The sequence below is a fragment of the Leuconostoc rapi genome, assembly GCF_016908715.1.
Lineage (GTDB): Bacteria > Bacillota > Bacilli > Lactobacillales > Lactobacillaceae > Leuconostoc > Leuconostoc rapi.
Genome location: NZ_JAFBEK010000010.1, coordinates 1 through 12,805 on the forward strand (window position 1 = coordinate 1; position 12,805 = coordinate 12,805).

The following is a 12,805-nucleotide window of genomic DNA, read 5'->3' on the forward strand; positions in this document are numbered from 1 at the left end:
AGTGAATCCGTATCAGGCTCAGAATCAATTAGTACGAGTGAATCCGTATCAGGCTCAGAATCAATCAGTACGAGTGAATCCGTATCAGGCTCAGAGTCAATTAGTACGAGTGCGTCAATCTCAGGCTCAGAATCAGTAAGTACGAGTGCGTCAATCTCAGGATCAGAATCAATTAGTACAAGTGAATCCGTATCAGGCTCAGAATCAATTAGTACGAGTGAATCAATCTCAGGCTCAGAATCAGTAAGTACGAGTGCGTCAATCTCAGGATCAGAATCAATTAGTACAAGTGAATCCGTATCAGGCTCAGAATCAATTAGTACGAGTGAATCCGTATCAGGCTCAGAATCAATCAGTACGAGTGAATCCGTATCAGGCTCAGAATCAATTAGTACGAGTGAATCAATTTCAGGCTCAGAATCAATTAGTACGAGTGAATCCGTATCAGGCTCAGAGTCAGTAAGTACGAGTGAATCAATCTCAGGCTCAGAATCAATTAGTACAAGTGAGTCAGTTTCAGGCTCAGAATCAATTAGTACGAGTGAATCCGTATCAGGCTCAGAATCAATTAGTACGAGTGAATCTGTATCTGGATCAGAGTCAACGAGCGAATCATCATCAGAAAATGGATTTAAAAATCAAAAAGTTTCTAAAGATGCTGTATTACCAAATACAGGAAATTCAGAAAATATAACAACTAATGGTGCAGCATTAGTTGGGCTTGGACTATTAGCAACAACTGTAGTAGTTAAAAAATCAAAGAGAAATAAAAAGTAGAAATTTATCCAAATTTCGATTTGACAGTGTTAAAACAACGTGTGATCGATACACGCTGTTTTGGCAGTACATATAGTAAATTTTGTAAAAATAGGAGCATATATTGAAGGGGACAAGTGTCAACAATAACCAGTTATTACTAAAAAAAATATTGTGGACGAGTTTAATTATTTTTATATTTTTAATTGGAAGAAATATACTTATTCCGGGTGTAAACGTTAACCAGGTAACAAGATTTTTAAATAATCAATATTTACTGAAAATTGTTAGTGGCACAACGGGTGGTGATTTGAGTCGTATGTCACTTTTTGCTTTAGGGTTGGGTCCATGGATGTCGGCGATGATTTTATGGCGTGTGCTCACCCTGATTAAAAAGTTTGATCTCAAGAAAATACCTATGGAACGCACCTACTTTTATAAAATAAGCATAGCTATTAGTATCGCCTTTATACAATCGATTGCCATCATTAGTAACATTGACATTAATCCGAGAATAAGCATTTTCGCGCAAACAAAAACCGGTGCAATGGTTACAATCAGTCTGATTATGGTAACAGGATCGTTATTTCTAATCTGGTTATCAAATGTCAATGACATACTGGGAATCGGTGGACCTACAGTGTTGATTCTCGCAAGTCTGATAATTAATTGGCCCACAGAAGTGGGACGATATGTGATAGAAAATATACGTTCGGGTTTTGATGTTAATTCAGTAATTTTAACTTTTGTTGTGATAATTGGCATTATATTTCTAGTGTTAATCACTGTGACCATGCAAAGAGCTCAACGTCAGATACCCGTGAGAAGAATTATGATCAATAACAGTTTTTATCATCAATCATATTTACCAATTCAAATTAATCCAGCCGGGGGCATGCCGTTGATGTATAGTATGACGTTGTTGGTCTTACCACAGTATCTCTTACAAGCACTCAATTATTGGCTGCCAAATAATGGCATAGTTGAGGGTGTCTTACATAATATAGCAATTACTCAGCCTTTAGGTGTTACAGCATATATTGTCATTCTAATCGTATTGTCTATTGGTTTCGCGTTTATTAATATTAACCCAGATCAAATTGCTGAGGATTTGCAACAAAGTGGAGATTATATTGACCATGTTGAACCAGGTGACGCAACGAGAGTTTACATAACTAACGTTGTTTTACGCTTATCAAGCATTGGTGCACTATATATGAGTCTAATTGCTGGATTTCCCTTGTATTTGGGTGCCATTGATGAGCAATATACGCAGTATGCACTTACAGCTGGTTCTGTCATTATTTTGGTCAGCTTAGTGATTAATGTCACTGATCAAATGAAGGCATTAATCACAAAAAATAACTACAGTGCGCTGTTTTTTGAAAAATAAATAATGATTTATTTAGAACTGAGGATTAAAGTATGTTTTATTTTGTACCTTATTGGTATGGTGAAAACAAGACAACGGCTTTTGATGATACGGTCAATCAAATCAGAATGTTTGAATCTGCCCATGAAAAGTCGGAAACAATTATTTGGGATTATGCACCACAAATGAGGTGTTTTCTGCATCAACAAGGGTTGTCATTGGAAACATCTTGGTCAGTTTTTGATACGATACAAAATGTAACAGATATGTATGCTAAAATAATTGATTTTAATGACTTAGATTGGCCAGCAGCAGCAGAGTTTGTCTACACACCATTCCGCATTAATGTGGTTGTTAAGGGGAAAATATATGCAGATGTGTCATTTGGTATAGAATCCCAATTATCAACTATTAATTATTTTGATAATGATCAAATAAGCAAGGCTTTGATTTTTGATGATAGAGGATTTTTGTCTAGTATTGTTCATTTTGAGATGGGTAAAAAAACTACTCAAGAATATCTAGACCGTGCTGGCTTATGGCAAATTCGGGTGACATATTTATCCGAAGGAGAAGCAGTGGTTGTGAACCCATTATTTTATGAACGATTTGATAAGCGTGGTTACCAAAATTTAAATAACTTGATTCAAGAGGTGATTAATGATCATTTTAATAGTGCATCTGATTTAGGTCAGTCAACTTTAGTGATTGCAGCACATGAAAAATACAATCAAAAATTACTAAAATTAGCACATCGTCCTAAAAATTTAGTGCTTTCTTTTTTTAGAAATAGATACGATTATAAAAAAAACGACCAATTATTAATAGAAGAACTATCAGTAGCCAACTTTGCGATTACAGATACGCAAGGCCAATTAGAAGATATCAAACAAATTGTGTTGTCAAATAATAATAGTCAACTTGTGACTAAGTTACAGCACATATCACCCTATGATACTAGATTTCAGTTAGGCAATAGTCAGCAAGTTAAGGGGCTCAAAATTTTTTTGACTGTCCAAGAAATGCCAGAAAATCAAATTGTTTTTGTGTTAACAACCATACTAGCAGCTATGACACATAATCCTTTAATTGAATTATGTATTGCCAGTTCAGAGAAAAATAATATCAAAAGCCTCGAAGTGTATCTAAAAAAAGCATTGGCTCAATATTTTCATTTAGAAATGAATGACGTGTTAACTGATATCCCACTAGATAGTGAAACTGGTGAAAATCAACTTGAGACATCTGAAAGCAATACGGATCAGAAATCTGAGGTAGTTGATTTGTACAAACGTGTTCGGATCGAAACCTTTGAAACGGAAAATGCTATTATTCAAGCGTTTAAAACCGTGCGTTTAATTATTGATGTGAGTAGGAGACCAAATATTTACATTCAAATAGCCGGAATTAGTGCGGGTATTCCACAAATTAACTTAACTACTTCACCCTACATTGTTGATAAGAAAAATGGGCTCATCCTACAAGAAATATCCGAATTAAATCAAGCAATTACCTATTATTTTAATGGGTTACGACATTGGAATGAATCACTCGTCTATTCAGTGCGGCAAATTAGACAGTATACAGATGGCGCAATTGTTAATCAATGGCAACGTTTGCTAGGTGAACATAATGAATGATAAGATAATTCGTATTTTACAGGTTGGCGATTATAACTGGTTAGATCAGGTCAAGTTAGCCGATCAATCAGTTGAGTGGCATTTTGTAACGAATGAAAATGTGTCTAACTATATCACACAATTGTTAAAAGATGACAATGAAAAGCCTGAATTTGAAGCTATTTTATTGACTGAGAGTGACGGACTTAAAAATTATGAAGTTATTTTTAAAATAGCCGACCCCTATACGATTTTAATTGATGAAAATCAGATTGTGAAGGATTCACAGTTACTGAACTTATTAACGATATATCACGCACAAAAAATTGATATGAAAAATATTGATCAAGTAATTTATGATTTAAGTAAATATTTTTTTGTTGGGCAATATGGTGAGAAACTTAATATTAGCCAAGTGCAAATATCACCCAATTATACTGGACAGGTTCAGTATAATGGTAATACTAATTTACAATTAACCGGTAATTTCGGCAGGCAATTAATACCTATACTATCATGGCAGTATAACATTGCTGCAGATTCAAAATATAATCATGAAATATGGTTGGAATATGAAGCGAGTAAGGATGCCATGATTGCGTTGAATGTACAAATGATTGCGGCAGGAACATCTCACATTTTAAAACAGTGGGAAGTACTAGAACATGACATGTACGCACCATTGTTGATTGAAAATCATGCTAACTCTGATTATTATTTGTCAGTGTCTTTAAAAATACAAGGAGAGGGATATGTTAAAGTTGGAAATCTTCACAATCGTCTGGCTAGAAAAAATTACGGTCAATTACTTTTAGGTGGTAAACGATTAGTTGATAATCATCATGAAGAGATTATGACTTATTTTCATCCTGGTGACATGCAACCACCACTCAACGTTTATTTTTCTGGTTATCGTTCTGCTGAAGGATTTGAAGGTTACTGGATGATGAAAAACCTAGGCGCACCATTTTTACTGATAGCTGATCCACGTTTGGAAGGCGGCGCATTTTATGTAGGTAGTGCTGAACTGGAAAATGATGTGGTTGAAATTATTCAGCAAAAAATAACTGAATTGGGATTTACAACAAAGCAATTGATTTTATCTGGGTTATCCATGGGTACGTTTGGTGCACTTTATTACGCAAACCAGTTAGAGCCCCGTGCCATTATTGTTGGTAAGCCGCTCGTAAACTTAGGAAATATTGCAGCGAATGAAAAATTAGTTCGTCCGAACGGTTTTCCAACTTCTTTAGACCTACTATTATCAATGACAGGCGGTACGTCTATAGAACATGTTGATAGGTTAAATCAACGGTTTTGGGAACGATTTAATCATGCCAACTTGGATGAAACTGTTCTGGCCATTGCGTACATGAAAGATGATGATTATGATGTGACAGCATATCATGATTTGTTAACGAGTTTAAGTCAGAGCCGTGCCATTGTCATTAGTAAGGGCATTGCAGGACGACATAACGACGACTCACCAGCAATTAATAAATGGTTTTTTGCGCAATATCAGAGAATATTGGCAGATAAATTTCCAAGAAAGTGATCAAAACATGGTTAACCAGCACGCTGTTATCTATTGGCAATCAAACATTGGTAAGACATATATGTACGGATCAACAATAAATTATATAACCAAAGATCATGTTATATTTCAAAATGATTTATTTTCCGTCGGGAGTATAGTACATTCTTGGCAATCATTAAGTCAATATCAAACGCAACGTTCGGGAAAACAGTTACCACTACTATTAGCAGGTACCGAATACCAGTTAACACTTAACGCGTCAATTGTACCTGAAAAAGCCATGTATCTTCAACTTAAATTTTATGATCGCTATGAAAATATAATTGACAGAATAACTATCAAGGACAAGGTTGGAAAATTTAGGTATCCAGAGAACGCATACGCATATGACGTTGAGTTGATTAATGTGGGAGTAAAAAAATAGTTTTCCATAATATTGAAATTAATGATGCAAAGTTTGATGAACAGCAGATCAGTAATGATCAAGGATTGCATGTATCTGATGTTTTGAATGAGACCGTAGAATCACGTGATTTACACGTGATATTTACTGAACCAGCGATTGGTACAATTGCGACTGTTCCGGCTGACATATGCGATCAAATTCCTGATGTCATCCAAATAACGAGTAGCCGGCTATACGGTCAATTTTATCTCAGTAAACAAATTGAAAAAGACATTATTTTAATGTTAGATCGATTACAAAAATTATATGATATTGAAACCATTAATTTTATTGGCTATGGGCCAATTTCTAGTGCTGCGGCGCTATATTATTCAAACCAAATAGACTCGGGTTTTGCCTATGTTTCTTCGGATTATGGTCAGTTATCTGCATCAAGGAACATGATTTATACAGACGGCTATGAAAAATTTATAACGGCAAAAAAATCGTTTGATGAGACACCAAAGACAATATATCATCATGTTGATCCGATGAGTTCAAGCTTACAAATTGTGGCTAATTTATTAGATAAATCATCACGTTTAAAAAGTTATATCAATACTATTAATTAGTGTTTGGAGGTTAGTATGTTCAGTATAGATGGTATGCGTCTTAAAAAAATAAAAAAAATTTTGAGACAAGTCAATCATTGGACAGGTAAGATGTCTGAAATGACAGATGTTGAACTCAAGCAACAGACAGGTTTGTTAAAGCAACAATTGCGTGAAGGCGTATCTTTAGACGATATGTTACCGCAGGCATTTGCGACAATAAGAGAAGCAGATAAAAGAGTACTTGGAAAATTTCCTTATGATGTCCAAGTATTAGGGGCCATTGTTTTGCATCAAGGAAACATCGCTGAAATGAAAACAGGCGAAGGAAAAACATTAACAGCCACGTTGCCCATTTATTTAAACGCTCTAACTGGTAAAGGGGTCATGTTGATTACAACGAATAGTTATTTAGCTAGTCGTGATGCCTATGAGCTCGGAAAAGTATATGAATGGTTGGGTCTAACCCTTGCGGTAGGTGTTAATGAGGATCCTAATTATCGTTATACTGTCGAAGAAAAAAAGGCAATATATCAAGCTGATATATTGTATACAACTAACGATGCAGTAGGATTTGATTATTTGCAAGAAAATTTAGTGGATAGCCAAGATAATCAATTTTTACGCCCCTTTAACTACGCTATTTTAGACGAAGTTGATGCTATCTTATTAGATTCTGCCCAAACGCCGTTGATTATTTCTGGATCGCCTCGTGTGCAGTCGAATCTGTTTCATGTTGTTAACCAATTTGTTTTAACGTTATCTGAAAATTCAGAGTATGATCTTGATGATGAAAGGAAACATGTTTGGTTAACAACTCAAGGTATCGAACAAGCAAAACGTTTTTTTGAAAAGTCTGACTTGTTTTCTGCGGATAATTACTTATTAATCAGACATATTGAACTGGCTTTGCAGGCAAAGGAATTATTTAAGATCAATCAAGATTATGTGATTAATGGCGACGAAATTAAATTATTGGACAGTAAGAACGGACGTGTGATGTCTGGTACAAAGTTACAGGCCGGATTACATCAGGCCATTGAAGCTAAAGAAGGGCTTACTATAACACAACAAACACGTGCCATGGCTTCAATCACTTATCAAAACTTATTTAGGATGTTCAAAAAATTAGCTGGTATGACGGGGACTGGTAAAACTAACGAAGAAGAATTTATTGAAACATATAACATGACAGTCATTGCTATTCCAACGCATCGTCCAATAATCAGAAAAGATTTACCAGATAAAATTTATGTCAGCTTACCTGAAAAGTTATATGCATCTATGGCTTTGGTTAAAGCATGCTATCGAAATAAGCAACCTGTTTTGTTAGCGACAGGATCAGTAGAAATATCTGAAATTTATTCACAAATGTTGTTGCGTGAGGGTATTCCACATAATGTTTTAAATGCAAGAAACATCGCTAAAGAGGCAGCAATTATTGCTGAAGCTGGGCAACTGGGGTCAGTGACTGTTGCTACTGCCATGGCTGGTAGAGGAACAGATATTAAGTTGGGGAAAGGTGTTGCGGAATTAGGTGGACTGGCTGTTATCGGTACTGAGCGTATGACAAGCATGCGAATTGATTTACAACTTCGTGGGCGTGCAGGTCGACAGGGGGATCCAGGATTTAGCCAGTTTTTTGTGAGTTTAGAGGATGATATTATAATTAAACGTGGTTCTGAACGGACGCACCGATACTATAAAAAATTTGCGGAACAAATTGATTTGGAACATCTTCATGAGCTAACCCAGCAAAGGTTCAAAACCAGTGTGGACAAGGCGCAATTTTCCGAAGAAAGCCAAGGGCGTATAGCGAGGCTGAATGCCTTAGAGTTTGATGAAAGTATGAGAATACAGCGTACATTAGTCTATGAGGAACGTAATAAGTTACTCAGATTAAATCGCACATTAGAGAAAGAAGTTTTAGCTGCTTCGTATCGAGAAATCACTCTTTTTTTGCAACAGAACATGTCATTAACACCTAATTTGTTGAAAAGATACATTCTAGATCACATGAATTATAATTTAAAACAAGACGATGATGTTCTAAATCCTAATCAATTTGATGATTTGTCATCGCAATTGTTAGGAATGGTAAGCGAGGAAATACAGAGAAAAAGAAAGATTTTAGAATCCACGACACAGACAGTCAATTTTCAGAGACTTTGTGTTTTAAAAGCAATTGATGTTGGTTGGGTTGAGCAAGTTGATAATTTACAACAATTGCGTCAAGTTGTAACGGATAGAAAATTTTCACAACAAAATCCGCTCTTTGAGTATCAAAAAGAGGCTATTGCGTCATATCAAAAAATGTGTCAGCAAGTTGATCAACTGGTACTAAAAAATATCATGTTGAGTACAATTAAGCGAGAAAAAAGCGGTGAAATCATAGTTTCATTTCCATAACCCTATGGTCAGAAAGGACAACATTTTGAGAACGCATATCACAAATATTTATGGGCAATCGCCCTCAAGTACGGCTATGATTGCACAAAATATGGTAACCGAGGTTGCTAAATCAATTGGTTTTAATGAAATTGGCATCTATTCGTATCCAATTCATACCGATACGCCACAAGAAATTCGTAAGCGTATCGATGGTATGCTAGCCGGTGTTTCAAATCATGACATTGTTGTAGTCCAACTCCCTAGCTGGAATGGTATTGAGTTTGATGAGCTGCTTATTAATAAACTTTTAGGTTATTCAGATATTAAAATCGCTGTTTTGATACATGATGTTGTGCCGTTAATGTTTGAAAATAATTACTATCTCATGCAGCGAACAATTGATTTATATAATAAAGCTGAATCGATTATTGTGCCTTCAGATGAAATGCTTAAGACACTAAAACATGCTGGTTTAGTAGTCAATAGTATTGCCGTGCAACATGTTTGGGATCATGTTACAAATTTTGATCCCAAACAACCAATTTTCGAGCCACTTATTAATTTTGCTGGATCCGCTGTACGTTTTCCATTTGTTCAAAATTGGCATAGTCAAACTAAACTTCAGGTGTTTTCACGATCCACGATAAGTAGCTTAAATGAGCAAGTAAGTTATCGAGGTTGGTTGCCAGACGATGACTTATTACGTCAATTAACAAGTGGTTTTGGTTTGGTATGGAGTGAAAATATTGATAACCAATCAGAACGTGCCTACTCACAGCGAAACATATCTTATAAATTAAGTACTTATTTAGCTGCGGGGTTACCAGTTATTGTGAATAAAGGTATTTCGAACTAAAGCTTTATTACAGAAAATAATTTGGGCATGATTGTGTCATCATTGTCCGAGATAGATCAGCTTATTGCGCATACTACAGAAGAACAGTATCAAGATATGGCTAATCATGTTAGACAAGTGGGTTATTTAATCCGGCAAGGTTATTTTACTAAAAAAGTATTAATTGATACAATTCACCGATTATTGACATGCTAAAGAGGGGAATAATATATGACAATTTATAATTTTAATTTAGGTATTGGTTGGGCAAGTAGTGGTGTTGAATACGCACAATTGTATCGCGCACAAATTTTTAGAAAATTAAAACAAAGAGCTAAATTTGTGTTTTTAGACTTGATAACGGGCGACAATATTGAGCATTTAACACAAAACATTGGATTTGTTGATGATGAGATTATTTGGATTTATCAATATTTTTCAGATATTAAAATCGAACCGACATCTTACACATTGACACAGTTAGAAACGAGCTTTAGTAAGGTGTTTGATCGTGTTGAGAAACATGAAGATTATGTAAGGTATATATTCGATAAAGACAATTTGATGATTACTGCCTATTTTGCAAAAAAAAATAAAGCAGTTATCGAGCGAGCAGAGTATGCTTCTCGGGGTAAATTAATTCGCAAAGATTACTATACCCATACTAAGTTGTTTTCAGAGTACTATGCGCCCAGAGACAATCGAGCCTACGTGTATGAGAGACATTTCTTTAATCAAGATGAATCCATAGCTTTCGAAGAAATAGTTGATGGTAAGAGCACCATGTTTCGTTTTAAAGATCAGGTGATCTACGGCAAACAAGGCTTAATAGCTTATTTGTTACTATCTTTAAATCTGACAAAAGATGATATGATTATTTTAGACCGCGCGACTAATATTGGTAACACGATTTTTAAATATAGTTCACCGGCTAAATTAGGTGTTGTTGTTCATGCAGAGCATTTCAATGATAATCAAACTGACGCACAAAATATTTTATGGAACAATTTTTATGAATATCAGTTTGATCAAGCTAAAAAAGTTGATTTCTTTATCACAGCAACAATAGCACAAAAAAAGTTACTGAGACAGCATTTTGACCAATATACACAATATACACCGCGTATCGTTGCAATTCCTGTGGGTAACCTAGAAAAATTACGGTTACCTGTAAAGACAAGAAAACAACATGCATTGATCACAGCTTCACGATTAGCAGATGAAAAACACGTTGATTGGTTAGTGAGTGCAGTGATTAAAGCAAAAAAAATTATACCAGACATCACATTTGATATTTACGGTAGAGGTGGTGACGAACAAAAAATTCGGAAAATCATTAATGATAATGGTGCTCAAAATGATATAAAATTAATGGGACATATGGATTTAACGCAAGTTTATCAAGAATATGATGCTTACATTTCTGCTTCGACTAGCGAAGGTTTTGGACTAACTCTAATGGAGGCAGTTGGGTCAGGATTGCCAATTATGGGGTTTGATGTACGTTATGGTAATCAAACCTTTATTCAGAATGAACAGAATGGTTATTTAATAGCGTATGACAAGTCAGATGATGTGACAAGTAAAATTAACAAGTTAGCAGATCATATTGTTAAACTTTTTAAAAAGCATGAATTATCAGATTTTCAACAGCAATCTTATCAGATTGCACAAGATTATGTTGTCGGGGACGTACAACAAAAATGGGACAACTTGATAAACGAGGTATTAAATGATTAATTTATTTGATGAATTTACACAAACAAGTCGAGATCTGTTCGATTCTTTACGAGCAGCTGATTTCATGCAACCAACTGTTGTTGTGACGGAAGATGGTTTTTTACCAGATCATGCTAATTCACCCTTTTCCTATTACACAAGAATGTATGAGCAAGACGGGCAACCGTTATATTTTAATCAAGTGCGTTGTCCTGAATTTTGGGAAATTCGTGGTAATAATAATAATGCGGCTATATATAATGAAAATAAAAAAATGGCAAACATCATTTATGTACCAAGTATGGCTCATAGGCGGTATGTTCAAAAGGTTGAGTGGCTTGATTTGGCTGGCAATATTCGTAGTGTTGATCATTATAGTAAAAATGGTTACAGATTTGCACATACGAATTATAATTTGATGAATCAGCCAACAATAACAACTTATTACAGTGTAGATAACCATGAAAAGATAGTTGAAAATCATGTGACAAAGGATATCATTTTAAATTTAAATGATCATGTTTACATGTTTAAATCACGTTCGGATTTTGTAATCTACTACTTACAGACTGTTTATGGTCATATAGAACGTATTTTTTATAATTCATTATCTGTACCGTTCCTTGTCTCATATCAGTTAAATCAATCTGGAGATGATATCTTATTTTGGCAAGAATCCTTAGGCGACGATGTTGATTTACCGGGGAATATGCTTAATTTGTTAGAAAATCAAGGTAGAACTAAAAAAGTAATCTTTCAAAGCAAAGCGGATTATGAAAAAGTGCAAACAAAATATCCACGATTTGCTAACCAAATATCATATATTGGTTATATTTATCCAATTAAGACACATACACATCAACAAAACAATGCACTTATATTAACCAACTCCGATAATATAGAACAAATCACACAGATGATTGAAAGTTTATCAAATATCCATTTTCATATTGGTGCACTGACTGAAATGTCAAGTAAGCTTATGCGTTTGATAGCTTATCAAAATGTGACTTTATATCCCAATATTAATTACAATACCATTAATGAGTTGTTCGCAACATGTGTCTTCTATTTAGATGTTAATCACGGTGTAGAAATCTTGTCTGCCGTGCGTCAAGCATTTTTGAACAACTTATTGGTTCTTTCTTTTGAAAATACTGCCCATAATAAAGACTTTACATTACCGGAATATGTTGTCGCGACAAATCATTCAACGCGCTTAATTAACGTTATGAAACAGTGTGTTGGTGATCGACAGTACTTATTGTCATTATTACAACAACAACAACAGCATGCGAACCAAAGCAGTATTAGTGATTATAAAAGTGGTATTAATTAAGTAATATGGAGTGGTTTATGAGTGACCAACAGGGTAGGAATAAGTATCAGAAAGATCCATTGCAGCATGAAATCGATGAGCGATTAGAGCAGGCACGTTATAAAGTTCCTCAACCAAAAAAAGTACGAAACCGCTATGAAAAGCTGCAAACATTATTAGCTACGATTATGGCATTGGGTATCATTATTGGGTTAGTGGTTATTGTGATTCAGTTATTTGTTAAATAGATGTCGATTAAATT

10 protein-coding genes and 1 pseudogene are annotated in these 12,805 nt (G+C 34.9%); all 11 read left to right on the forward strand.

Features of this window, described 5'->3' with window-relative positions:
• Window positions 1-777 (forward strand): LPXTG cell wall anchor domain-containing protein (locus JOD28_RS08335; RefSeq protein ID WP_275587495.1); only part of this gene is annotated, 777 nt, incomplete at its 5' end.
• 103 nt (window positions 778-880) lie between these two features.
• Entirely contained in the window at window positions 881-2,149 is a 1,269-nt protein-coding gene (gene secY2 / locus JOD28_RS08340) for an accessory Sec system protein translocase subunit SecY2 (protein ID WP_204770364.1), read from the forward strand.
• Window positions 2,150-2,181: 32 nt separating this feature from the next.
• Window positions 2,182-3,768: an accessory Sec system protein Asp1 gene (gene asp1 / locus JOD28_RS08345; protein WP_204770365.1), complete on the forward strand. Its 1,587-nt coding sequence runs from the start codon at window positions 2,182-2,184 to the stop codon at window positions 3,766-3,768.
• Window positions 3,761-5,302, forward strand: coding sequence for an accessory Sec system protein Asp2 (gene asp2, locus JOD28_RS08350; RefSeq protein ID WP_204770366.1), 1,542 nt, complete (start codon window positions 3,761-3,763; stop codon window positions 5,300-5,302). Before asp1 ends, asp2 begins: the two co-directional genes overlap by 8 nt.
• A gap of 7 nt (window positions 5,303-5,309) precedes the next feature.
• Window positions 5,310-5,708: an accessory Sec system protein Asp3 gene (gene asp3, locus JOD28_RS09785; protein WP_239531175.1), complete on the forward strand. Its 399-nt coding sequence runs from the start codon at window positions 5,310-5,312 to the stop codon at window positions 5,706-5,708.
• A gap of 83 nt (window positions 5,709-5,791) precedes the next feature.
• Window positions 5,792-6,301, forward strand: a complete 510-nt coding sequence (locus JOD28_RS09790; protein ID WP_239531177.1) for a hypothetical protein — start codon at window positions 5,792-5,794, stop codon at window positions 6,299-6,301.
• 15 nt (window positions 6,302-6,316) lie between these two features.
• Window positions 6,317-8,689 (forward strand): accessory Sec system translocase SecA2, encoded by a 2,373-nt coding sequence (gene secA2 / locus JOD28_RS08360; RefSeq protein ID WP_204770367.1) that lies wholly within the window; start codon window positions 6,317-6,319, stop codon window positions 8,687-8,689.
• 4 nt (window positions 8,690-8,693) lie between these two features.
• Window positions 8,694-9,722 (forward strand): annotated as a pseudogene (locus JOD28_RS08365) (sugar transferase).
• Between the two features lie 15 nt (window positions 9,723-9,737).
• On the forward strand, window positions 9,738-11,246 hold the full coding sequence (gene gtfA, locus JOD28_RS08370; RefSeq protein WP_204770368.1) for an accessory Sec system glycosyltransferase GtfA: 1,509 nt from the start codon (window positions 9,738-9,740) through the stop codon (window positions 11,244-11,246).
• Window positions 11,239-12,564, forward strand: coding sequence for an accessory Sec system glycosylation chaperone GtfB (gtfB, locus tag JOD28_RS08375; protein WP_204770369.1), 1,326 nt, complete (start codon window positions 11,239-11,241; stop codon window positions 12,562-12,564). Before gtfA ends, gtfB begins: the two co-directional genes overlap by 8 nt.
• A 17-nt stretch (window positions 12,565-12,581) precedes the next feature.
• Complete coding sequence (locus JOD28_RS08380) at window positions 12,582-12,791, forward strand: accessory secretory protein Asp4 (RefSeq protein WP_204770370.1); 210 nt, start codon at window positions 12,582-12,584, stop codon at window positions 12,789-12,791.
• The last annotated feature ends 14 nt before the right edge of the window (window positions 12,792-12,805 follow it).

Bases quoted from the DNA above. Each gene is read 5' to 3' on its own strand.
- asp1 (WP_204770365.1), top strand. From the start codon at position 2,182: ATGTTTTATTTTGTACCTTATTGGTATGGTGAAAACAAGACAACGGCT.
- asp2 (WP_204770366.1), top strand. From the start codon at position 3,761: ATGAATGATAAGATAATTCGTATTTTACAGGTTGGCGATTATAACTGG.
- asp3 (WP_239531175.1), top strand. From the start codon at position 5,310: ATGGTTAACCAGCACGCTGTTATCTATTGGCAATCAAACATTGGTAAG.
- secA2 (WP_204770367.1), top strand. From the start codon at position 6,317: ATGTTCAGTATAGATGGTATGCGTCTTAAAAAAATAAAAAAAATTTTG.
- gtfA (WP_204770368.1), top strand. From the start codon at position 9,738: ATGACAATTTATAATTTTAATTTAGGTATTGGTTGGGCAAGTAGTGGT.
- gtfB (WP_204770369.1), top strand. From the start codon at position 11,239: ATGATTAATTTATTTGATGAATTTACACAAACAAGTCGAGATCTGTTC.
- JOD28_RS08380 (WP_204770370.1), top strand. From the start codon at position 12,582: ATGAGTGACCAACAGGGTAGGAATAAGTATCAGAAAGATCCATTGCAG.